This window comes from Pantoea sp. (assembly GCF_039594315.1).
Classification (GTDB): Bacteria; Pseudomonadota; Gammaproteobacteria; order Enterobacterales; family Enterobacteriaceae; genus Pantoea.
Genome location: NZ_JBCNNP010000059.1, coordinates 1 through 21705, shown reverse-complemented (window position 1 = coordinate 21705; position 21705 = coordinate 1). Strand labels below are relative to the sequence as shown.

The 21705-nt window shown below is 54.7% G+C and carries 23 protein-coding genes; 15 read left to right on the top strand and 8 right to left on the bottom strand.

Annotation, left to right across the window (positions count from 1 at the left end; translation table 11 throughout):
- Positions 1 to 70: 70 nt before the first annotated feature.
- Both ABDW13_RS20640 and ABDW13_RS20635 read right to left on the bottom strand, forming a co-directional pair.
- Positions 71 to 1429 (bottom strand): SrfA family protein, encoded by a 1359-nt coding sequence (locus ABDW13_RS20640; protein WP_343554415.1) that lies wholly within the window; start codon positions 1427 to 1429, stop codon positions 71 to 73.
- Between the two features lie 153 nt (positions 1430 to 1582).
- Positions 1583 to 2761 carry a benzoate/H(+) symporter BenE family transporter gene (locus ABDW13_RS20635; protein ID WP_343554414.1) on the bottom strand — a complete coding sequence of 393 codons (1179 nt, stop codon included), beginning with the start codon at positions 2759 to 2761 and terminating at the stop codon, positions 1583 to 1585.
- A 97-nt stretch (positions 2762 to 2858) separates the two neighbouring features.
- On the opposite strand from ABDW13_RS20635, the gene ABDW13_RS20630 reads away from it, so the two are divergent.
- The 3 genes from ABDW13_RS20630 (at position 2859) to ABDW13_RS20620 (ending at position 4492) form a co-directional block, all read left to right on the top strand.
- Positions 2859 to 3401, top strand: coding sequence for a helix-turn-helix domain-containing protein (locus ABDW13_RS20630; protein WP_343554413.1), 543 nt, complete (start codon positions 2859 to 2861; stop codon positions 3399 to 3401).
- Between the two features lie 93 nt (positions 3402 to 3494).
- On the top strand, positions 3495 to 3920 hold the full coding sequence (locus ABDW13_RS20625; protein WP_343554412.1) for a MarR family transcriptional regulator: 426 nt from the start codon (positions 3495 to 3497) through the stop codon (positions 3918 to 3920).
- A 17-nt stretch (positions 3921 to 3937) separates the two neighbouring features.
- Positions 3938 to 4492 (top strand): isochorismatase family protein, encoded by a 555-nt coding sequence (locus ABDW13_RS20620; RefSeq protein WP_343554411.1) that lies wholly within the window; start codon positions 3938 to 3940, stop codon positions 4490 to 4492.
- 34 nt (positions 4493 to 4526) lie between these two features.
- Here the strand turns inward: ABDW13_RS20620 and ABDW13_RS20615 are convergent, their stop codons facing one another.
- The 3 genes from ABDW13_RS20615 to pqqU all read right to left on the bottom strand — a co-directional run bounded on the left by ABDW13_RS20615 (position 4527) and on the right by pqqU (position 7444).
- Positions 4527 to 4949: a type II toxin-antitoxin system VapC family toxin gene (locus ABDW13_RS20615; RefSeq protein ID WP_343554410.1), complete on the bottom strand. Its 423-nt coding sequence runs from the start codon at positions 4947 to 4949 to the stop codon at positions 4527 to 4529.
- Positions 4949 to 5200 carry a type II toxin-antitoxin system Phd/YefM family antitoxin gene (locus tag ABDW13_RS20610; protein ID WP_343554409.1) on the bottom strand — a complete coding sequence of 84 codons (252 nt, stop codon included), beginning with the start codon at positions 5198 to 5200 and terminating at the stop codon, positions 4949 to 4951. The genes ABDW13_RS20615 and ABDW13_RS20610 overlap by 1 nt, the downstream gene beginning before the upstream one ends.
- A gap of 132 nt (positions 5201 to 5332) precedes the next feature.
- Entirely contained in the window at positions 5333 to 7444 is a 2112-nt protein-coding gene (gene pqqU / locus ABDW13_RS20605) for a TonB-dependent receptor PqqU (protein ID WP_343554408.1), read from the bottom strand.
- A 219-nt stretch (positions 7445 to 7663) separates the two neighbouring features.
- On the opposite strand from pqqU, the gene ABDW13_RS20600 reads away from it, so the two are divergent.
- Positions 7664 to 8527, top strand: coding sequence for an NAD(P)-dependent oxidoreductase (locus ABDW13_RS20600; RefSeq protein ID WP_343554407.1), 864 nt, complete (start codon positions 7664 to 7666; stop codon positions 8525 to 8527).
- 1 nt (position 8528) lies between these two features.
- Entirely contained in the window at positions 8529 to 9311 is a 783-nt protein-coding gene (locus tag ABDW13_RS20595; RefSeq protein WP_343554406.1) for a helix-turn-helix transcriptional regulator, read from the top strand.
- Here the strand turns inward: ABDW13_RS20595 and leuA are convergent.
- Positions 9262 to 10947, bottom strand: a complete 1686-nt coding sequence (gene leuA, locus ABDW13_RS20590; protein ID WP_343554405.1) for a 2-isopropylmalate synthase — start codon at positions 10945 to 10947, stop codon at positions 9262 to 9264. The genes ABDW13_RS20595 and leuA overlap by 50 nt on opposite strands.
- Before the next feature lie 194 nt (positions 10948 to 11141).
- Between leuA and ABDW13_RS20585 the strand changes: the two genes are divergently transcribed.
- The 8 genes from ABDW13_RS20585 (at position 11142) to pqqF (ending at position 18856) form a co-directional block, all read left to right on the top strand.
- The gene (locus ABDW13_RS20585) at positions 11142 to 12074 is read left to right on the top strand and encodes an ABC transporter substrate-binding protein (protein WP_343554404.1); all 933 of its coding nucleotides are present in this window, start codon (positions 11142 to 11144) and stop codon (positions 12072 to 12074) included.
- Between the two features lie 77 nt (positions 12075 to 12151).
- Positions 12152 to 13177 (top strand): dipeptidase, encoded by a 1026-nt coding sequence (locus tag ABDW13_RS20580; protein WP_343554403.1) that lies wholly within the window; start codon positions 12152 to 12154, stop codon positions 13175 to 13177.
- A 147-nt stretch (positions 13178 to 13324) separates the two neighbouring features.
- Positions 13325 to 13396, top strand: coding sequence for a pyrroloquinoline quinone precursor peptide PqqA (gene pqqA, locus ABDW13_RS20575; protein ID WP_002905689.1), 72 nt, complete (start codon positions 13325 to 13327; stop codon positions 13394 to 13396).
- 54 nt (positions 13397 to 13450) lie between these two features.
- Positions 13451 to 14377, top strand: coding sequence for a pyrroloquinoline quinone biosynthesis protein PqqB (gene pqqB, locus ABDW13_RS20570; RefSeq protein ID WP_343554401.1), 927 nt, complete (start codon positions 13451 to 13453; stop codon positions 14375 to 14377).
- Positions 14374 to 15129 (top strand): pyrroloquinoline-quinone synthase PqqC, encoded by a 756-nt coding sequence (gene pqqC / locus ABDW13_RS20565; RefSeq protein ID WP_343554399.1) that lies wholly within the window; start codon positions 14374 to 14376, stop codon positions 15127 to 15129. The genes pqqB and pqqC overlap by 4 nt, the downstream gene beginning before the upstream one ends.
- Before the next feature lie 4 nt (positions 15130 to 15133).
- On the top strand, positions 15134 to 15412 hold the full coding sequence (gene pqqD / locus ABDW13_RS20560) for a pyrroloquinoline quinone biosynthesis peptide chaperone PqqD (protein WP_343554398.1): 279 nt from the start codon (positions 15134 to 15136) through the stop codon (positions 15410 to 15412).
- A complete protein-coding gene (gene pqqE, locus ABDW13_RS20555; RefSeq protein WP_343554397.1) occupies positions 15399 to 16538 on the top strand; it encodes a pyrroloquinoline quinone biosynthesis protein PqqE in 1140 nt (379 codons plus the stop codon). The genes pqqD and pqqE overlap by 14 nt, the downstream gene beginning before the upstream one ends.
- Positions 16538 to 18856, top strand: a complete 2319-nt coding sequence (pqqF, locus tag ABDW13_RS20550) for a pyrroloquinoline quinone biosynthesis protein PqqF (protein WP_343554395.1) — start codon at positions 16538 to 16540, stop codon at positions 18854 to 18856. The genes pqqE and pqqF overlap by 1 nt, the downstream gene beginning before the upstream one ends.
- Here the strand turns inward: pqqF and ABDW13_RS20545 are convergent.
- Complete coding sequence (locus ABDW13_RS20545; protein ID WP_343554394.1) at positions 18847 to 19146, bottom strand: helix-turn-helix transcriptional regulator; 300 nt, start codon at positions 19144 to 19146, stop codon at positions 18847 to 18849. The genes pqqF and ABDW13_RS20545 overlap by 10 nt on opposite strands.
- Before the next feature lies 1 nt (position 19147).
- Positions 19148 to 19498: a type II toxin-antitoxin system RelE/ParE family toxin gene (locus tag ABDW13_RS20540; protein WP_343554392.1), complete on the bottom strand. Its 351-nt coding sequence runs from the start codon at positions 19496 to 19498 to the stop codon at positions 19148 to 19150.
- Between the two features lie 220 nt (positions 19499 to 19718).
- Between ABDW13_RS20540 and ABDW13_RS20535 the strand changes: the two genes are divergently transcribed.
- Entirely contained in the window at positions 19719 to 20303 is a 585-nt protein-coding gene (locus ABDW13_RS20535; protein WP_343554390.1) for a YceI family protein, read from the top strand.
- A gap of 473 nt (positions 20304 to 20776) precedes the next feature.
- Positions 20777 to 21705: 6-phosphofructokinase (locus ABDW13_RS20530; RefSeq protein ID WP_343554416.1), on the top strand; the 929-nt coding region annotated here is incomplete at its 3' end.

Here is a 21705-nt window from a genome sequence, read left to right as displayed (position 1 = left end):
AGAAACTGCACACCGCTATCTTCAATCAGCGTGATTTTCTGTTTGTCATCGATGAGGGGAGCCAACATGTTTACTTACTCTCACGCTTAATCGTCAACGGGAAGACCTGATCTGCGCCGTATTGCGCAGTGCAGCTGGCAATGCCATCGCCGGCTTTACACACCAATTCCGGCATGCGGTAACGCGATTTATCGCTGCACGTCGCAGTATAGCGGCTACGCACTTCCATGCTGCCGGCGCTGGTCATCGCGGCAGTCACATCAGCCTTACAACGGATGTTGTCGCCCTGAGTAATGGTCGCGGTGCCTTTACCGTTGCGGATCTGATAACGCAGGCTTGGCGGCTTGCCGGTTGGCAGATTGGTTTGACGCAAGGTGACGCGCCAGGTGCCGTTAATAAATTTCACCGAACCGATGCGTGCATCTTCAGCGGTCATCACCAGATCATCGGCTTTGGCCGGTTCAGTGTGCTCAGCCACGATTTCCACCGGCGCAGCAGGTGCCGGAACAGGCGCAGCGGCGACAACGGTGGCCGGTTTCTGTGGCAGCGTAACGTGCAGTTTGGCTGCGTTAGCCACGATGGCAGGCGGCGCGCTAATCGGCGCAGGTGCTGCGACCACGTTATCTGCTGCTGGTTTTGCCGGTTCTGGCGCGCTATGCAGCCAGAATGCCACGCCAACAGCCGCCACGGCGGCCACCGGCAGCAATAGTGCTAATGGACGTAATGCGGAGGCTTTACGCGCCGGTGGCGCAGCTTCGGTTGCTGGTTGCGGTTCTGGTTCAGCCACCATCACTTCCGGCTCAATCACTTCAGGTTCAAGCTCGCTCACCGGTTCGGCAGTGGCAGGCGGCACTTCAATTAGCGGTGCAATCACCGGCGCAACCACCAATGGCGCAACCACCGGCATAACCGGCGGTTCCGGCAGCAGCGGCGGCAATTCTTCTTGCAGCGTGTCACGCAGGCAGCTCAACGCATCGTCGCGCGAACGGGCTTGTGGATCGACAAAGCCCCAGAAGGTAATCACCGGTTTGCCATCCACCAGATAAACGTATTGCTGATCCGGGAACTGCAAGGTTTTGCCCAGTAACGCGCCGAATAAGCGCATGGCGGGATTGTCAGCGTCGCGCGCGCGCAGGCTGAGCGCGTGTAAATCCTGTTGGTTCAGCGTTAACAACTCCAGCGCCTGACGACGCTCGTGATCGCTGGCACCCAGCCAGGATTTGACTTTACCGTTGAACGGCGCGTACCAATCGATGCGGTCACCGCGCTCGTTGGCCTGCGGAATGGCAAGGCAATTGGCCAGTGTTGTTTGGCGACGCAGGCGCAAGGTTTCACGGATTTGCAGCGCAGAGGTCCAGACGGGCTGGCCGTTTTCACCCAGTGCCAGAACCGTGTCCAGATTGCCGCTGCGCAAGAAAGTTTTTGCCACTCGTTGGGCCCTTATCGGTGGTTGTCTGAGGCAGAACAGTGTGTGTTTTTGGCGATGGTAGTGATCTTAAGCCAAATGTAGCGAAATCAAACGGCTGATAAAGGGGGAAAAACAGGGCGTTTTTCCCGCGTGCGAGGTTAAGTTGCTGAAATTTTAAGCGCGAGTGCGTGGCGAGAGAATGAAATAACTCAGCATGCCGCCGAGCAAACCCCAAAAGGCCGAGCCGACGCCGAGCAGAGAAATGCCGCTGGCGGTAATCAAAAATGCCACCATCGCGCTATCACGCTGTTCGGGTTCAGCCAGCGCGCGTTGCAAACTGCCGGAGAGCGTGGCAATCAGCGCTAAACCGGCCAGCGTGGCAATCAATACCTGCGGTAACGCGCTCAGCATCACGGCAATTAATCCGCCGGTAAAACCGGTCAGCAGATAGAACACGCCAGCCAGCGCCGATGCCATCCAGCGCCTGGCGGGATTGGGATCAACATCATCGCCCATGCAGATCGCAGCGGTAATGGCAGCGATACACACCGAAAATCCGCCGAACGGCGACAAAATGAGGGCGATAAAGCCGGTCCAGCCAGTTAAGGCTGACACCGGTGGCTGATAGCCGTGCGCCTGTAACGTGGCGATGCCCGGCGCGTTTTGCGACGCCATGGTTACCAGAAAATAGGGCAATCCGACGCCAATCAGCGCGGTGAGATTGAACTGCGGCATGATGAACTCAGGGCGGCTGATCGCCAGCGCGTGCGGTGGGAAATGTATCGCCTGTTGTCCCAGCGCCACCAGCACACCCACGATTAGCGCGAGAATAATGGCGTAGCGCGGCAGCCAGCGGCGGCTGATCAGCCATACCAAACACATACTGCCGCACAGCGCGAAATTGCTTTGTAACCCGCTAAAGGTGCCGATGCCAAAACGCAGTAAAATCCCGGCAAGCATCGCCGCCGCCAGCGATTGCGGAATGTAGTTCATCAGGCGGGCGAACAAACCTGTGACGCCGCACAACACAATCAGCAAATTGGTGGCGACAAAGATGCCGACCACTTCATTAAGGGTTAAACCCTGCACGCTGGTGGCGAGCAGCGCCGCGCCGGGCGTCGACCAGGCGGCAAGAATTGGCATGCGCGTCCACAGCGATAAACCCAATGACGCCAGACCCATACCGATGCCCAGCATCGATAACCAACCACCAATTTGCTCCGGCGACGCGCCTGCGGCTTGCGCGGCCTGGAAGATTAATGCCGCCGTGCTGCTGTAACCAACCAGTACGGCAATAAAACCTGAAACCAGCATTGGGAAAGAGAAAGCGCTGCGCGAGGTGGCGGTCATCATCGATTCACATCCGGTTGTGCGTTATAGCGCACATTGTGGCATGGGGACGCTATAGCGCACAAGTGTTACACTGCGCGCGAGACTTTCGGGAGAACACATGGAAAATCTGCATCAACATCTCAGTCTGGCGCTGAAACAGCTGCGTCAGGCCAACGGCTGGAGCCTGACATTGGCGGCGGAACGCACTGGCGTCAGCAAAGCGATGCTGGGCCAGATCGAGCGCGGTGAATCCAGCCCCACCGTGGCGACGCTGTGGAAAATCGCCACTGGTTTTAACGTGCCGTTTTCTTATTTCGTGCAGGGCAGCGATCAACCACCGGGCAGTGTGGCCACTTTTAGTCAGCCCAATGCGCAGATGCAGGTCAAACCATTGCTGCCTTACGATGACAAGCTACGCTTTGATCTGCTGGAAGTAACGCTGGCGGGCGGCGCGCAAAGCGATTCGTCGGCGCATGAAAACGGGGTGATTGAGCAAGTTGTGGTGCTTGAAGGGGAATTATTGTTGGGGGTAGAAGGCACCTGGCGACGCTTGCAGGCGGGAGAAGCCAACCAATTTGCCGCGGATACGCCGCATAGCTATCGCAATCCGCTCAGCACGCCGCTGCGTTTTCACAGTTTGATTCATTATTTGCAGCGGTGATCAATCGATCACTTACAAATTGATACGAAGGCAAACTACACAGTTTACCTTCGTATTTGTATACTCGCCGCTCATTAGTAAGGAGAAGGTGCCATGAGCGACCTGAACAGCGCGGCTGCTATTCTGCGCAGCATCAATGGCAAGCTGGCGCGCCGCCTGCGTGAATCCGCGCCTCCCGGCGATCTCACTTGGTCGCAGGTGTCAGTGCTGGGGTATCTGGTACGCGATGGCGCGATGACAGTGACGGAATTGGCAGCACAAGAAGGCGTGCGCACTCAATCGATGGGCGCGACGGTTGCCAGTTTGCAGACGCTGGGCATGGTGAAAGGTGAAGCCGATCCGCTGGATGGACGCAAAACACGCTATCAGCCGACCGAAGCGTGCCTGCGTTTAATCGCGGCTAATCGGGCTCAACGTGACGATTGGCTGGTGCAAAGCATCGCCACCCAGTTAAACCCGCAAGAACAGCAAACGCTGCTGGCGGCACTTCCCTTACTACAACGACTTGCTGACCAATAATCCTGAGAGGACTCAACATGGCTTTAACCACACTTGATGACAACACCGCGCTGATTGTGATTGACCTGCAAAACGGCATTGTTGCGCTGCCTGTGGCACCGTTAGCGGCCAATGACGTGATTGAGCGCTCAGCGCGCCTGGCCGATGCATTCCGTGGTCAGAAGCGTCCAGTGGTGCTGGTGAACGTGGCCGGTGGCGCACCTGGCCGCAACGAGCAACCGAAACACGCTGGCGATCTGCCCGCCGATTGGGCCGATCTGGTACCAGAAATGGCGTTGCAACGCGGTGATATCGCCATCACCAAAAAGACCTGGGGCGCATTCCACAACACCGATCTGCATGCCCAGTTGCAGCAACGTGGCATTACTCAGGTAGTGATCTGCGGTATCGCTACGGCTATCGGCGTGGAATCCACCGCGCGTCAGGCGTATGAGTTGGGTTACAACGTCACGTTAGCCACTGATGCAATGAGCTGCCTGAACGCAGAAACGCACAAAAACAGCGTCGAGCGCGTCTTCCCTCGCCTCGGCGAAACCGGTTCGACTGAAGACGTGCTGGCGCTGCTGAAGTAATTTGCTAATAGGGTGTGCGTAACATGTACACCCTTTAATCCAGCCACGGATTCAGCAGCATCACGCCCGTCGAAGTAAAGTCACGCACGTTACGCGTCACCAAAACCAGATCATGATAGAGGGCGGTCGCCGCAATCAGGGCGTCCGTGTGTGGACGTTCATCGGGAACATGCAGTTGAGCGCACAACCGCGCAACATTGCTATCAATGGCAAGCGTACGCCATGCAAATTCAATCAGCACCTGCTCTTGATACCAGCGCTGTAAAAAATGCGCTTGTTGCGGATCTTTGCGGGCAAACTTGAGGATACCTTTTTCAATCTCCATCAACGTGAGAGCAGAAATAAACATCTCTTCAGCATCAATGTTTTTTGCCCAAGCAATCACCTGAGGATTGGCTTTAGGCGTCCCTGCCTTGCGTAGCTCTGAAATGACATTGGTATCCAGTAAATAACGCATCAGAATTCCACATCCCTGTTAATGATGGTTGCGCGTTCAGGTTCGAAATCAATCTCAACACCTTCCGGCATGGCGAGAGAATCAACAATGCTTCTGGTTGATCCTATCAGCTTCTTATACGCCTCAAACGTCAATAAAACATGTGCAGGGTTGCCACGGTCAGTAATATAAACCGGGCCTTCTTCAGCTGCTTTTTTGGCGCGCGAGACTTCCTGATTGAAGACTCTGCTGCTGATTCTGGTCACTGTCATAATGACCTCCATAATATGTAGTGATGTTGCTACATGACTATATGGCAATAAATCCGCCTGAGCAATATTTGCACAAAAAAAGCCCCGCAATTTCTTGCAGGGCTTTTTAATTTCACACGTTAACCGAGTTATTTACTGAAATGCATAGCTCACCGTCAGACCGACACTGTAATTGCGGCCTGGCGCGGGTTCGTAGTAACGACCGTTGCTTTCGTTAACGATCACCGAACCGATGTAATTACGGTCAAACAGGTTATCGACGCGGCCAAACAGATCCAGCGTCCAGTTCTGCACTAACCATTTATAACCGCTGTTAACGCCGACCACAGTGTAAGACGGCGCTTTCACATCGTTTTCATCATCGGCGGCGATATCGCTCATGTAGCGCAAATCGGTGCCCGCATACCAACCTTGCTCTGGCGCGTAGGCCAATCCGGCGTAGGCCATATTGCGTGCGATGCCCGGAATACGGTTGCCATCGCAGCTGTCGTCGCCACAGGCATTGGAGCGATAGCGCGCATCCAGCAAGGTCCAGGCGGCTTTGAAGCGCCAGTTTTCACCAAACTGCTGATCCAACCCAAGCTCTAAACCGCGACGGCGAGTTTCACCGGCGTTTTTGTAGGTTGAACGACCTTCATAACTGCCATTGGAAACGATCTCGTTGCTGGTATCGGTTTGGAAAATCGCCGCGGTTAACAAGCCGTTACCGATGCGTTTTTTGCTGCCGAGTTCAACCGTTTCGCTGGTGGCCGGTTTCAGATCCAGATTCAGCCCAGACTGAGTCAAAGAGCGATAAGAGAGCTCATTCAGCGTTGGCGTTTCGAAACCGCGTCCGGCAGAAAGATAGGCGTTCCAGCTATTGTCGATGGCGTAGTTGAGCGCCGCCGCAGGCAACCAACGGTGGTAACGACGATTGCCGCTGTCATCCGGATCGGTGGCGGTAATGTAATGATCGTTAGAGTCAAAGTTCACCGTACTGAAGCGCACGCCCGCATCCAGCGACAGCTTATCGGTGAGTTGCCACGCAGTTTGCAGATACGGATCGAGGTTCCACATCAGGTTGCGTTCATTACGGCGCATATCGCCCTGAACGCCGAGATCGTTGCCGCTATAGTTTTGATAACCTTTGCGATTCTCGGTCATGGTTTCATAATCCAGACCGCCGGTGAACGTCACTGGAATGGTGAACAGCGCATCACGGTGCGTCCAGCGCGTATCAATGCCCTGATAATGGCGCGCCAGCGAAATCACTGCGCCGGCGTTGCCAACACCTTGTTGGGCGCTTTTAGGAATCGATTGATACTGCGTGGTTTCACGTTCACCGGCGTACATCATCACGCTGAGATCGTCGTTTTCACTCATCTGGCGTTGATAATGCAGACCCGCCTGGGTTTGATCGACCGTTTTGCGTGCGTTATACAGCGTAACGTTGCTGGCGACCTGGCGCGGATTATCTTTCCATTGTTCAGCCGTCAATCCGCCCGGATCCTGCGCTTCAACATGCACGCTGTTGAACAGCAATGTCAGGGTGCTGGCATCATCAATGCGTACGCCGAGTTTGGCGTTGCCGAGATTTTTCTGCGCCGCGCTGTGATCGCGATAACCGTGCGTAGTGAAACGTGAAGCGGAAACGGTGTAATTGACGTCTCCGGCCTGGGTGCCGTCGCCGGTTGCGCCGCTGGCTTTTACGCTGTTGCGCCAGCTGCCGTAGCTGCCGAACCAACTGCTGGCTTCCAGCGTAGGCGGTTGCTGTCCGGTTTCGGTTTCGACGTTAATTACGCCGCCAGAAGAGTTGCCATACAGTGCAGAAAACGGGCCGCGCAGCACATCAATGTGATCGATAGAGCCAATATCAATATTCGAAGTTTGGCCTTGTCCATCCGGCATGGTGGCGGGAATGCCGTCCACGTACAGGCGGATGCCGCGCAGGCCGAAGGTAGAACGTGAACCGAAACCGCGCACGGAAAGCTGCAAATCCTGCGCGTAGTTCTGACGGTTTTGAATCTGTAAACCCGGCACGCTGCTGAGGTTTTCGGACAGGTTAACGCGCGGTGCCGCATGGCGCATATCTTCGCCAGAAACCACGCTGACAGCGGCGGGGGTATCTAATTCAGAAAGGCCGGAACCCGCAGGTGCTGCACTCACCACCATGGTGTTGCTGGCAGCGCTGGCTGCCAGTGCTGAGACCGGTAACATCGCAGGCAACATCAACAGCGATGCCTGTCGCAGTAAAGCAATTTTCATTATGAAAGACCGTAAAAAGGGCGTGGAATGTACCGATTGGAACATTTATGGCGCGTATGTTAATCGTTTTTTCATTTGTTTGAAAAGCGTTAATAGTATGACGGATTATTATTATTTGCGGTGTTGAAAATGTTTTTTCAGCGCATCTCCGGCCTGGCTGCGTCAGGTAAATTCTGTCAGTCTGGCGGTTTGGTCTGAAGGCACAAAAGAGAGGGAATGATGAGTCAACAACCTGTGGTAGCGGTACTGGGATTGGGCGCAATGGGGCATGCGTTTGCCGCTAACCTGTTGAAAAAAGGCTTTACGGTGCGCGGCTGGAACCGCACGCGTGCCAAAGGTGAGGATTTATTGAGTGCGGGCATTACGCTGACTGATAGCGCAGCGCAAGCGGTTGATGGCGCAGATGTAGTGATCGCGATGTTGTCCGACGGCGATACCACGCGTCAGGCGTTGAAACAGGCCAGCAATGCGTTGAAGCAGGGCGCTACGGTGTGCCAAATGGGCACCATCGGCGTCGAAGCCACCGACCAGTTAATTGCTGAACTCAAAGACGCGCGTCCCGATGTGGTGTTTATCGATGCGCCGGTGTCCGGCACTAAAGCACCAGCGGAAAACGCTCAAATCCTGGTGATGGCGAGCGGCGATCAAAGCCAGGCACAGGCCGCCGAGCAGGTGTTTGCTGCAATCGGTAAAGGCACGCAGTGGCTGGGCGAGGCGGGTGCCAGTTCGCGCATGAAGCTGGTGGTGAACAGTTGGTTAATCGGCCTGATGCAAAGCCTGGCGGAAAGCACGCGTCTGGCGGAAGAGTTTGGTTTCAGCACCGACGATCTGTGGAAAGTGCTGGATGGCGGCCCGCTTGCTGCGCCATACGCCAAAATGAAACTGGGCATGATCGCCAGCAATGATTTCACGCCGCAGATGCATCTGGTGTGGGCGCTGAAAGACGCCAAACTGGCGCTGGATGCTGCCGGTGATGCGAAGTTGCCCGCGCTGGAGAACATCGTTGATGTTTGGCAGCAAGCGGTGGATGCCGGATACGGCGAGCAGGATTTGGCGGCGGTTTACCAATATCTGAAACGCTAACATGAGCGCGCGGCTTAACTTCGACTTTTCGCAGCGTCCGCTGGTGCCGTACGCACATGATTACGCGCATGGCGATGCGGAACCGTGGCATTACCACGATTGCGCACAGCTGATTCATACGCTGAGCGGCGTGGTGAAAGTTGAAACTCAGCACGGCAGTTGGGTTGTGCCGCCGAGTCGCGGCGTGTGGCTGCCCGCCGGAACGCGCCACGCGTTACAGATTGTTGGCGCGGTGGCGGCGCGCACGCTGTTTGTTGATCCGCTGGCGCGTGCCGATCTGCCCGCCAGTTGTCAGGTGGTGCAGATTTCGCCGCTACTGCGTGAATTGATCGTCAGTGCGCTGGCGTTGCCAGAACACTACGCTGCCGGTAGCCGCGCCGAGCGCATCTATGAACTGATCCTCGATGAAATTCGCGTGATGGATGTGCTGCCGTTTGGCTTGCCGTTGCCAGAAAGTGAACGGCTGCTGAGTTTGTGCCAGCGCATTCAGCAAGCGCCGGGCGAAAACTGGACGCTGGCGCGAGCGGCCAGCGAGTTGTGTGTGGCGGAACGCACGCTGGCGCGCCATTTCAATCGTGAAACCGGTTTGCAGTTCAGCGATTGGCTGCGCCGCGCGCGTTTGAGTGTCGCGTTAGCCCGCCTGGCGCAAGGCGACAATGTCTTAACCGTGGCGCTCGATCTCGGTTACGACAGTCCGAGCGCCTTCAGCGCCATGTTCCGCCGCGTACTTGGCGTTACGCCGGCGAATTACTTTCCTGCGGCAGAAAAGCGTGTGCCGCGTTAAGCAAAGCCTGTAATGACGCGCGCGCCACATCGTTATCAATGCCGACGCCCCATGCGCGTTCTCCGCGCGCATTGATGCAGCTGATATAGGTCACCGATCGGCTGTCGCTGCGTTTACCCAGCGTGTGTTCGTGATAATCCTCAATGGTGATGACTAAATCGTAGCGCTGGCGGATGGCCGCCACGGCGGCAGACAATAAGCCGTTGCCTTTGCCTTCCAGCGTCAGTTGCTGTGCACCTTGCTGCACGCGCGCTTTAAAGCGCGTTTCGCCTTTGTCGTCGCTGTGACTTTCCGCTTCCAGCAAACGGCGCGACGGCTGCGCGACGCCATAATGCTGGCAAAACAGCTGCCACAGCGCATGGTGTGTCATTTCCTGACCGTGATCGTCGGTTTGCTGCTGCACCAAACGGCTGAAATCCTGCTGCAACGCGCGCGGCAGTTGCAGGCCGTGATTTTGCTCCAGCAGCCACGCTGCGCCGCCTTTGCCCGATTGGCTATTGACGCGGATCACCGCCTCATAACTACAACCGATATCCAGCGGATCGAGCGGTAAATACGGCATCTGCCAAATCTCTTCCTGGCGTTCGGCACGCTCCGCAAAGCCTTTGCGAATCGCGTCCTGATGCGAACCAGAAAAGGCGGTAAACACCAGTTCACCGGCATACGGATGTCGTGGATGCACCGGCAGCTGATTGCAGCGTGTTACCACTTCCAGTACCTGCTGAATGTCGCTGAAATCCAGTTGTGGCGCGATGCCTTGGGTGTAGAGATTGAGCGCCAGCGTAATGATATCGACGTTGCCGGTGCGCTCGCCGTTGCCGAACAAACAGCCCTCGACGCGATCGGCACCCGCCAACATCGCCAGTTCGGCGCAGGCGATGCCGGTGCCGCGATCGTTGTGCGGATGTACGCTGATCGACACCTGCGATCGCTGGCTGAAATGGCGGCAAAAATATTCGATCTGATCGGCATACACGTTCGGCGTGTTGACTTCGACGGTAGCAGGAAGATTGATGATCATCGGGCGATCCGGGCCGGGTTGCCAAATCGCGGCGACCGCTTCGCAAATCTCCAGCGCAAATTCCGGCTCGGTAAAGCAGAAGGTTTCCGGCGAGTATTCAAAGGTCCACGCGGTGTCGGTTTGCGCGGCACAACGGGCGCGAATTTGGCGCGCACCGGCGCAAGCCAGTTCAATAATCTCGCTTTTGCTTTGACGGAATACACGTTCACGGAACAGCGGCGCAGTGGCATTGTACATGTGGATGATCGCCTGCGGTGCGCCACGCAATGCGTCAAAGGTACGGTCAATCAGATCGCTGCGCGCCTGCGTCAGCACCTGAATCGCCACATCGTCAGGAATGTGGTTTTGTTCAATCAGCAAACGCACAAAATCGAAATCGGTTTGTGATGCGGCGGGGAACGCCACTTCAATCTCTTTAAAGCCGCAATGCACCAGCAGTTGCCAAAACTCCAGTTTGCGCGCGCTATCCATCGGTGTCGCCAGCGCCTGATTGCCATCACGCAAATCGGTTGAAAGCCAGCGCGGAGCTTGTGTGAGCTGGCGCGACGGCCATTGACGATCGGGTAAATCAATCACCGGAAACGCACGGTATTTGGTAGCAGGTTGGGTAAGCATGTTGATCTCCTTGTTGTCTGGCATTCAGTCTCGCCCAACGCTGCGGGCGCGGCTCGCGAGTAACTGACAACTATGCGTGCATAACTGACAACTTCACCTATATGCGCCAAACGGCAATCCACATGCAAAATCGGCATCGGTGATTTCGGCGCTAGCAGGTTAGGCTGCGGTTTTGCGCGATGAGATAAAACACAATGAAAAGAGCAGCTTTAGCACTATTGCTGGTGGCAGCCAGCGGCGTAGCAGCGGCAGAAACCGTGACGTTACGCATTGCCGATCAAAAGGGAAATATGCACGCCGAAATGCAGGCGGCTCAGCAGTTGGATAATCTCAATTATAAAATCGAATGGGCGGAATTCCCGGCGGCAGCTCCGTTGGCCGAAGCGTTAAATGCGGGCGCGGTGGATGCGGGCATCATTGGCGATGCGCCGTTGCTGTTCTCGCTGGCCGCCGGTTCGCAGGTGAAAGCGGTGGCAGTGAGCAAATCGGTGCCGGAAGGATTGGCGGTGCTGGTGAGCCCGGATTCGCCGATTAAAAACGTGGCGGATTTGAAGGGTAAAAACATCGCCACCGGACGCGGTTCTATCGGCCATTTTGAAGCGCTCAAAGCGCTGGAGCAAGCCGGTATCAGCGACAAAGATGTGAACTGGCGCTTCTTGACGCCTGCCGATGCGCGCATTGCATTAGCCAACGGTTCGGTTGATGCGTGGTCAACCTGGGATCCATATACCGCGCTGGCTGAAGTGACCAACACCGGTCGCGTGCTGATCAATGGCGTTGGGTTGTCCAGCGGCAACAGTTTTCTTGCTGCTACTGATGCGGCAATCAAAGACGATGCTAAACGCGCCGCGTTGCAGGATTACGTCAACCGTTTAGCCGCCGCCGATCGCTGGGCTAACAGCCACGTCGATGAGTATTCCACTACGTTAGCGAAAATCATCGGCTTCCCAAAAGAAGCGGCGGCTAAATCGTTCTCGCGACGCAAATCCCACTGGCAAAGCATTGATGACGCCACCATCAAACAGCAGCAGGAGACCGCCGATTTCTACCAAAAATACGGACTGATCCAAAAGCACCTCGATGTGCAGCCGACCTTTTATCACGGCTTAAAGGTTGCGCAGAACTAACCCTTTGTGCGCCCGTGTTTGGCGAAACAGGCGGGCGCGCGTAGCATAGCGCCATGTTGTTTCGCCAAAATCCGCCTATGTTGCTAAAAACTTTCGACGGTCATAACGACCTGTTACTCAATCTGTGGCTACATCATCGTGATGATCCGGTGCGGGCCTTTTTTGCTGGCATTGAAAAAGGCCACCTCGATTTTCCTCGCATGCAGCAGGGCGGTTTTGCCGGTGGTTTATTTGCGATGTTCGTGCCGCCGCCGCGTTATGTGCAGGAGGTTGCGCCGCAGCGCGCAGCGGAAAAACTCGCACCGCTGGAGATTCTCCGGCAGCAACTCGACATCCTCAAAGCATTGGCGGCGCAATCCGCGGGCCGTGCGCGGCTGTGTTTGACTGCCGCTGATATTGCCGCCTGTCGGGCCGACAATGTGCTGGCACTGGTGGCGCATATCGAAGGCGCCGACGGTTTTGATGCCGATGGCGAGGCGCTGGAAGCCTTTTATCAGGCTGGCGTGCGCAGCATCGGGCCATTTTGGAATCTACCCAACCGTTTCGGTGAAGGCGTAACCGGAAAATTCCCCAACTCGCCAGATAGCGGACCTGGTTTGACTGCGGCAGGTGAAGCGTTGATCGCCGCCGCCAACCGCCATCACATGCTGATTGACGTGTCGCATATGAACGAAAAAGCCTTCTGGGATACCGCGCGACTCTCCTCAGCGCCGCTGGTGGCAACCCATTCCAATGCGCATGCGCTGTGCCCGCAACCGCGTAATCTGACTGACGATCAATTACGCGCGATTCGTGATAGCGGCGGCGTAGTCGGTGTGAATTTTGGTAACGCTTTCTTACGGGCCGATGGCAAGCGCGACACAGACACGTCGTTGATCGAAATTGGCAAACATATTGCGCACTTGATCGCGATAATGGGCCGCGATCATGTGGCGATAGGGTCAGATTTTGACGGCATTAGCGTGCCAGAGGCGCTGAAAGATGTTACCGGATTGCCGCCGCTGTATGCGTTGTTGCGATCGCTCGACTACGATCAATCAGCACTTGAGCAACTTGCGTGGGGCAATTGGCAACGCGTGTTGCAACAGATTTGGCAGGAATAACACAATTCCCTTACCTATTCTGGGTTGATCTGTTTGCTACATTGGCGCAACATCTGCGCGCGTTATGGGTTGCGATGTGATCTCCGTCACGTTCGTAACCTTCTCCAGCAGAGATTTCTCTGCGTTTGCATTAAGAGGAAGAAAATTATGTGGAAAAAACCTGCGTTTATTGACCTGCGTCTGGGCCTGGAAGTGACTCTGTACATCTCCAACCGCTAAGACTTCTGCCCGCCGCTCGTGCGGGCATTTTGTTTTCTCTCTCTGGTCAATTTCATGTTTATAAAAGTTCTCGGTTCAGCGGCTGGCGGCGGTTTCCCGCAGTGGAACTGTAACTGCGCCAACTGCGCGGGCTTGCGCAATGGGTCGATTCAGGCCCAGGCGCGCACGCAATCATCGATTATTGTCAGCGATAACGGTGAAGATTGGGTGTTGTGTAACGCCTCGCCGGATATCAGCCAGCAAATTGCCCACACGCCAGAATTGATCAAGAAGGGCGTACTGCGCGGCACGGCGATTGGCAGCATTATTCTTACCGACAGCCAGATCGATCACACCACCGGTTTATTAAGCCTGCGCGAAGGCTGCCCGCATCAGGTGTGGTGCACGCCCGAAGTGCACGCCGATCTCACCAGCGGCTTCCCGATTTTCACCATGTTGCAGCACTGGAATGGCGGGTTGCAACATCGCGCATTAACGCCACTCGAGCCGTTCCGCGTTGATGCCTGCCGCAACCTGCAATTCACCGCCATTCCGATTCTCAGTAATGCGCCACCGTATTCGCCGTATCGCGATCGCCCGTTGCCGGGCCATAACGTCGCGTTGTTTATCGAGAACAGCGCCAACGGGCAAACGCTGCTGTATGCGCCGGGTCTCGGCGAGCCGGATGACGTCATCATGCCGTGGCTGAAACAGGCCGATTGCCTGTTAATTGATGGCACGGTGTGGCAGGACGACGAACTGCTGACCACCGGCGTGGGCAAAAATACCGGCAAAGCGATGGGGCATTTAGCGCTGGCCGAAGAGCAAGGTTTGATGGCGTTACTGGCATCGCTGCCGGCGAAACGCAAAATTCTGATTCACATTAACAACACCAATCCGATCCTGAATGAGCACTCGCCGCAGCGCCACTATTTGACGCAGCAGGGCATTGAAGTGAGTTGGGATGGCATGGCGATTCACTTGCAGGAGTTGGCATCGTGACGATTACCGAAGCATTATCGCCCGCCGCGTTTGAGCAGGCGTTGCGCGACAAAGGCGCGTTTTATCACATTCATCATCCGTACCACATCGCCATGCACAATGGCGAGGCGACGCGTGAACAGATTCAGGGTTGGGTGGCCAACCGTTTCTATTATCAGACCAACATCCCGCTGAAAGATGCGGCGATCATGGCGAACTGTCCGGACGCGGCAACACGCCGTAAATGGGTACAGCGTATTCTCGATCACGACGGCAGCAACGGCCAGGAAGGCGGCATTGAAGCCTGGCTGCAACTGGGTGAAGCGGTGGGATTGGATCGCGAAGTGTTGCTGTCAGAGAAGCTGGTGTTGCCGGGCGTGCGCTTTGCAGTTGATGCGTATGTTAATTTCGCGCGTCGTGCCAATTGGCAAGAAGCCGCCTGTAGCTCGTTAACCGAACTGTTTGCGCCGCAGATTCACCAATCGCGCCTCGACAGTTGGCCGCAGCATTATCCGTGGATTAAAGAAGAAGGTTACTTCTATTTTCGCAGTCGTCTCAGCCAGGCAAATCGCGATGTCGAGCACGGCCTGGCGCTGGCGCTGGAAGTATTCACCACCGCTGAGCAGCAGAATCGCATGTTAGAGATCCTGCAATTCAAACTCGATATTCTCTGGACCATGCTGGATGCCATGACCATGGCGTATGCACTGCAACGTCCGCCGTATCATACCGTCACCGATCAGGTGTCATGGCACAGCACGAGATTGGTATAACATCATGAAAGATAATTTGATTCCGGCGTTTCGTCGCGGTTACCGCATGCAGTGGGAAGCGGCGCAGGACAGCCATGTGGTGCTCTACCCCGAAGGCATGGCGAAACTGAATGAAACCGCCACCGCGATCCTTGAACTGGTGAACGGTAAGCAGGATGTCGCGGCAATCATCGCCACGCTAGATGCGCGTTTCCCGGAAGCGGGGGGAGTCGGTGAGGACGTGAAAGAGTTCCTGCAATCTGCCATCGAACAAAAATGGATACAGTGTCGTGAACCCGAGTAAAACCGTAACGCCGCCGCTGTGGCTGCTGGCTGAACTAACCTATCGCTGCCCGCTACAATGCCCGTATTGCTCCAACCCGCTGGATTTTTCTCAGCAGGAACAGGAGCTAACCACCGAACAGTGGATTGAGGTGTTCCGCCAGGCGCGCGCCATGGGCAGCGTACAACTCGGCTTTTCCGGCGGCGAGCCGCTGACGCGCAAAGATTTGCCGGAACTGATCCGCGCCGCGCGTGATTTGGGCTTTTATACCAACCTGATCACCTCCGGCATTGGTTTGACCGAGAAGAAACTCGACGCCTTTGCCGATGCCGGACTCGATCATATTCAGATCAGCTTCCAGGCCAGCGACGAAACGCTGAATGCCGCGTTGGCCGGTTCGAAGAAAGCCTTCCAGCAAAAGCTGGAGATGGCAAAAGCGGTGAAAGCGCACGGCTATCCGATGGTGCTCAACTTCGTGTTGCACCGCCATAACATCGATCAGATCGATAAAATCATCGATTTGTGTATCGAACTGGAAGCCGATGATGTCGAGTTGGCAACCTGCCAGTTCTACGGCTGGGCGCAGCTCAATCGTGAAGGATTACTGCCCACGCGCGAACAAATCGCCAACGCTGAAGCGGTGGTGGCCGAGTATCGACAGCGCATGAGCGCCAGCGGTAATTTGACCAATCTGCTGTTCGTCACGCCCGATTATTACGAAGAGCGGCCTAAACCGTGCATGGGCGGTTGGGGATCGATCTTCCTCAGCGTTACGCCAGACGGCACCGCATTGCCGTGCCACAGCGCACGCCAGTTGCCGGTGCAATTCCCGTCGGTGCTGGAGCAAAGTCTCGACGACATCTGGTACAACTCGTTTGGTTTCAATCGCTATCGCGGCTTTGACTGGATGCCGGAACCGTGCCGCTCGTGCGATGAGAAAGAGAAGGACTTCGGCGGCTGCCGCTGCCAGGCGTTCATGCTGACCGGCAACGCGGACAACACCGATCCGGTGTGCAGCAAATCACCGCATCACGGCAAAATCCTCGAAGCGCGCCGTCAAGCCAACTGTAGCGACATCAAAATTCAGCAATTGCAGTTCCGCAACCGCAGCAATTCTGAACTGATCTTCAAGCAGCGCGTCACCTGATGACTTCTCGCCAGCTTATCCTCGCCAATGGTTTACGCTGCACGCTCTATCATCAGCCCGGCGCGCGTGATGCCGCCGCACTGATGCGCGTGGAGGCGGGCAGTTTGCACGAGCCGGATAGCTGGCCAGGTTTGGCGCACTTGCTGGAGCATCTGCTGTTTTGCGGTAGCGAACGCTTCAATGGAGATGAGCGTTTGATGCCGTGGGTGCAGCAACAGGGCGGACAGGTGAATGCCACCACGCAGTTGAGTCGCAGCGCCTATTTCTGCCAGTTGCCAGCAAGCTCGCTGTCATCAGGCATGCAGCGTTTATGCGACATGCTGATATCGCCATTACTCGATTCGAAGGCGATTCAGCAGGAAGTGGCGGTGATTGATGCTGAATATCAACTGCTACAAAATCATGCCGACACGCTCTCTGAAGCGGCATTAATAGCTAATCTTCAGGGCCCTTTTCAACGCTTTCGTGTCGGCAGTCACGCTGCTTTCGGTGACAATGTCACGGAATTACATGCAGCACTGCGTTCGTTTCATCAGCGCCACTATCATGCTGATAACATGCAGCTTTGGTTGCAGGGCCCGCAATCGCTGGATGAACTTGAACTGATTGCGCGACAACATGGCAGCCAGATTGCGCAGGCAAAAAACGCTTCAACGACTGTGCAACCCAATCTGATATCTCAAGACAAATTACTGCAACTTCCGGGCGATGAAAGCTTGTGGTTAAGCATATTGATCAAAGGTGACGAACAGGCTTTACGTGACAATGTCACCTTACTGAGCGTGTTCTGGCAAGATGAAGCGCCGGGCAGTTTACTGGCGCAATTACGCGCTGAAGGTTTATGTGAAAACCTGCATGGACAGTGGTTATGGCAGGATGCGCACTATGGTTGGTTGGCGTTGCGTTTCACTGCGCAGCACATTGCGCCGTTGCAAGCACAACGCATTGAGCAACGTTTCTGGCAGCATCTCGCCGCAATCAGTGCCACGACGCCGGCACAGCAACAGCATTATGCACGTTTAGCACAGCTGGATTTCGCCGTGTTAGCGCCCTTAGAACAACTGCGTGGTCGGGCATTGGGCTTTGCACCCGGTTTATCGGTGTCCGAGGATTTTGCGCCGTTTGCACTCGCGCTGGCTAAGCAGCCACGGACACGCCTGCTGACGCAACAACAAATGGATGGTGATCGTTATCAAACCCAGGGATTCACGCTGCACATAGCGGAATGGTTGCCGCTACCGGCTTTGGCTGCTGAACCCGCCGCGTTTGGCTTCTTTCCCGCTACGCACGCTATTCACGCACCGCGCTTGCCGCCAGTGGCGCAAACCTTGCCGATCATTGCAGCGGTGCAGCAGGTTGAAACGCTGCTGCTACGTCCCGCGTTCCATCACACCTTAAGTGATGATGAAGCGCGCGCGCGGCAGCGACTGCTGCGTCCGGTGCTGGCGGAACTGCGCCATGCAGGCGGTAGCGGATATTGGCATCAAAAGCAGGGCATGTGGCAATTGAGGTTGAACCTGCCCGAATGCGCTGACCAGGCTTTGTGGAGTGTGCAGCAAGCGATACAGGCATTGAATGTCGATGCACCAAAATTTGCCGCATCCGCGGCACCGACGATTGTCATTCGTGAACTGATGGCCGCGTTGCCCAACCAATTCATTAAGCCAATGAAACGGCCGCAATGGCTGGCGGCATGGTGCGGTTCGGACTCGCTGTTAAGCCAACGCGTGGCGCATCTGCTCAGCGATTTTCAGCCAGATTTGGCGAACACTGCGGCACCGGCGGTTGTGCAGCGCGGTATTGTCCCGATTGCCTGCGCAGGGCGCGATCAGGCGTTGCTGCTGTTCATGCCCTTGCCGCAACCCGATGATGCCAGCCTGGCCGCGCTGCGTGTATTGGCACTGATGCTGGAAACACGCTTCTTCCAGCGGCTGCGCGTTGAGCAGCAGATTGGTTACGTGGTGTCAGCGCGTTATCAACGCGTCGCCGATGTGGATGGTGTGTTGCTGGCGTTGCAATCACCCAACATTCCCTGGCGCACCTTACTTGGCCACTGCAAACGTTTTATGCGCGTAATGGCGGCGGAACTTGGCGTATTGCCGGAAAAGAAACTCGCCTTGTGGCAGCACACGTTACTCACCCAAGCGGCCTGCCACGACAATGCCGAAGTGGCAGTTGAAACGCTGCGCCAGCAGCATGGATTAGCGACGCTGCATCACGCCGCTATCCAGGCTGTTACGCTGCCGCAGCTACAGCATATTCATCAGCGTTTACTGCGTGAACGGCATCGCTGGTTAGTTTTGGTGAATCAAAGCTGAAAGGCGATGTGTTTACCATTGGGCAGCGTAACGTCGATACGCAGTTCGCCGCCTAATGCCGCAACATAACGCTTTAAGGTGGAAAGACGCGGATCATTTCCCGGATTTTCCATTTTTGCTAACGTTGGTTGCGACACGCCGATGGCGCGGGCCAATTCAGTTTGTGAGAGATTTAGTTCTTCACGTAATTGGCTAAGCGCAATCTCCTGGCGCAATTTTTCTGCTTTCTGGGCGATACGCTGTTGGCTTTCAGCGGAATGCTTTGCCAGAAGTTCTTTGTAGCTAGACATGTTATCCCTCCATCTGCGCCAAATGCTTGAGGTATTCCTCTTCAGCAAGGCGAATCATCGCTCGATAAAATTGTTTTTGGTTAAAGCCCGTTTTGTCTCCCGCGCACAACACAATCGCCCGGCGCACCGGATCAAATGCAAAAAAAGCTCGGATTGGATTTCCGTCATGCTGCACGCGTAGTTCTTTCAAATTAGGGAAGTGACAGCCTTTAAGTGTATCAACATAAGGTCGTCCAAGTTGCGGCCCCATTTCACTCAGAATCGCCATGGTAGCTAACACGTCTTCTCGCAGTGCTTCGCTCTGTGCCATGAACCATTCATCAAACACATCCGTTGTTAGAATTTCCCACATAGTGCCATCCTATAGCCTATTTGCTATGAAATAGGCTATAGCTTTTAGGCTATGGATGCAATCAGTATGCTATTTGCTAGCAGTGATTTTTACCGATGAGTATTATTACTGATTGATATTTTTGAATATATTTGACAGTCACCAGCAAAACTCTTCACTGTTTACTAACCAGTTAATTGGCGACACTCAATGGATTATCCCGTTCTAAAAGGAACATTGAGTGAAAAACGTTACCCGCTTTGCGCTGCCACTGTTGGCGGCTGCCACCCTTTACGCACCGGTATCTCAGGCTGCGGCGATGCATTATCAGCTGGACCCCGCGCATACCTCCGTTATCGTGACCTGGACGCACTTTGGTTTCTCCCATCCCACCGCCGATATCCCAAACAGCAAAGGTACGCTGGTGTTTGATAAGGATCACCCTGAACAATCGCGCGTTGACGTCACGCTGCCAGTTTCGCAGATTGATACCCATGTTCCGGCACTAACCAAAGAATTTTTGGGCGCTGAGTATTTCAATACCGCGAAGTATCCTTCAGCGGTGTTCCACAGCACCAAAGTGGTGGCGAAGGGCGACAACAAGTTTGATGTGGAAGGAAATCTGACGCTGAAAGGCATTACCAAGCCGATCACCTTGCATGCCATGCTGAATCAGCAGGGCGAACATCCGATGGTGAAAAAGCAGGCGATTGGTTTTGATGCCACCGGCGTGATTAAGCGTTCCGATTTCAAACTGGATAAGTATGTGCCAGCGGTGAGCGATGATGTGACGCTGACCCTTTCCACCGAAGCTTATGCCAAATAAATTCTCCCTATAATTCCAGGTGCGCATAAATGCGCACCCTACGAAAATCACATTTGGTGTCGTGGGGTCGCCATTATTGGCGACCTTTCAACCATTCCTCATATTCCCTGGCACTAACTCTGAAATACTTCATCCCACCTTTAATCTTTAAACTCTCACCCAAACTTCGCCACGTACCGATAAAAATGCGCGGGAAATCACAAAATAGATCGAAAGAAAATCAGCGCGAATGGCTTAATTAACGGCAAGCCATTTCATAGCGTGAAATAAATATAACTTAATGATTAATTTAGTTATTGTCTGTTTTTGTTCAAAAATGTCATGTGATATTAATCACAAAAAACAGCCTCATCACCTCACTGTCAATGATCCCACTCGCTAAATTCATGGCAAAAGTGTGACATTCGTTGCAAATAACAAAGTGGTTAATCGGAAGAATGATTGTCAGACGCACAGCATGAAGGGTGATGACAATGAGAATTGGCATGGTGATCAGCGGTGGTGATGTCACCGGGATTAATAACTTTGTGTATCAAATATCGCGCTTAACCCAAGCGGAGATGGTGTTATTTAACGGTGGCATTCCCGGCTTGCTGGAAAATCACCACCAGGAAATATCTCAACGCGATTTAGTGGATTACGCCATTACTTCGATTCCGGTGATGCAATCAGGACGAACGAATCGAAAATTAATTCGTCCTGAATACGAAGTCATTGCCAAAAATTTAAAATCGCTGCGTATCGATGTGTTAATTATGGCCGGTGGCGATGGCTCATTACAATTCCTGCATACGTTGAGCGAATTTGGTGTTAACTGTTTCGGCGTCGGCATGACCATCGATAACGATGTCTTTGGCAGTGATTACAGCATCGGTTTTTCTACCGCCTGCGAACAGGTATTAAAAGAAGTGTCGAAATTACGTAATACCGGTCGCGCATTAACGGGTCGCGTATTCATGGTGGAGTTGCTGGGCGGTTACTGCGGTGAATTAACACTGCAATCGGCGATCAAATCCAATGCAGACTTCGCGCTGATTCCTGAATGCCAGATTGCGCCGCAAGAGCTGGCGGAGCGCATCACCCAACGTCTGGCACAGCAAAACAGCGTGATTATTTTGTGCTCGGAAGGCTACACGCGCGAATACTCGCCGGGCTTTCAGGGCGCGATTGACACCTTAATTAAACAAATTGAACCGCTGATTGGCGTACGTATTCGTAAAACAATTATCGGTTATGGCCTGCGTAATGGTGATCCCACTTGTGAAGAGATTTATCAGGGCACCATTATGGCCAGTGAAGTCGCGCGTTGTATTCAGTCGGGAATGCGCAATAAAGCGGTGATTATTAATGGCAGTAATCGACCGATTCCGATTGATTTAATAAGCATGAAAAAACGCCTGGT

Bases quoted from the DNA above. Each gene is read 5' to 3' on its own strand.
- ABDW13_RS20580 (WP_343554403.1), top strand. From the start codon at position 12,152: ATGTTGCTAAAAACTTTCGACGGTCATAACGACCTGTTACTCAATCTG.
- ABDW13_RS20585 (WP_343554404.1), top strand. From the start codon at position 11,142: ATGAAAAGAGCAGCTTTAGCACTATTGCTGGTGGCAGCCAGCGGCGTA.
- leuA (WP_343554405.1), bottom strand. From the start codon at position 10,947: ATGCTTACCCAACCTGCTACCAAATACCGTGCGTTTCCGGTGATTGAT.
- ABDW13_RS20635 (WP_343554414.1), bottom strand. From the start codon at position 2,761: ATGATGACCGCCACCTCGCGCAGCGCTTTCTCTTTCCCAATGCTGGTT.
- ABDW13_RS20545 (WP_343554394.1), bottom strand. From the start codon at position 19,146: ATGTCTAGCTACAAAGAACTTCTGGCAAAGCATTCCGCTGAAAGCCAA.
- ABDW13_RS20600 (WP_343554407.1), top strand. From the start codon at position 7,664: ATGAGTCAACAACCTGTGGTAGCGGTACTGGGATTGGGCGCAATGGGG.
- ABDW13_RS20630 (WP_343554413.1), top strand. From the start codon at position 2,859: ATGGAAAATCTGCATCAACATCTCAGTCTGGCGCTGAAACAGCTGCGT.
- ABDW13_RS20620 (WP_343554411.1), top strand. From the start codon at position 3,938: ATGGCTTTAACCACACTTGATGACAACACCGCGCTGATTGTGATTGAC.
- ABDW13_RS20625 (WP_343554412.1), top strand. From the start codon at position 3,495: ATGAGCGACCTGAACAGCGCGGCTGCTATTCTGCGCAGCATCAATGGC.
- pqqB (WP_343554401.1), top strand. From the start codon at position 13,451: ATGTTTATAAAAGTTCTCGGTTCAGCGGCTGGCGGCGGTTTCCCGCAG.
- pqqF (WP_343554395.1), top strand. From the start codon at position 16,538: ATGACTTCTCGCCAGCTTATCCTCGCCAATGGTTTACGCTGCACGCTC.
- ABDW13_RS20615 (WP_343554410.1), bottom strand. From the start codon at position 4,949: ATGCGTTATTTACTGGATACCAATGTCATTTCAGAGCTACGCAAGGCA.
- pqqU (WP_343554408.1), bottom strand. From the start codon at position 7,444: ATGAAAATTGCTTTACTGCGACAGGCATCGCTGTTGATGTTGCCTGCG.
- ABDW13_RS20610 (WP_343554409.1), bottom strand. From the start codon at position 5,200: ATGACAGTGACCAGAATCAGCAGCAGAGTCTTCAATCAGGAAGTCTCG.
- ABDW13_RS20595 (WP_343554406.1), top strand. From the start codon at position 8,529: ATGAGCGCGCGGCTTAACTTCGACTTTTCGCAGCGTCCGCTGGTGCCG.
- pqqD (WP_343554398.1), top strand. From the start codon at position 15,134: ATGAAAGATAATTTGATTCCGGCGTTTCGTCGCGGTTACCGCATGCAG.
- ABDW13_RS20540 (WP_343554392.1), bottom strand. From the start codon at position 19,498: ATGTGGGAAATTCTAACAACGGATGTGTTTGATGAATGGTTCATGGCA.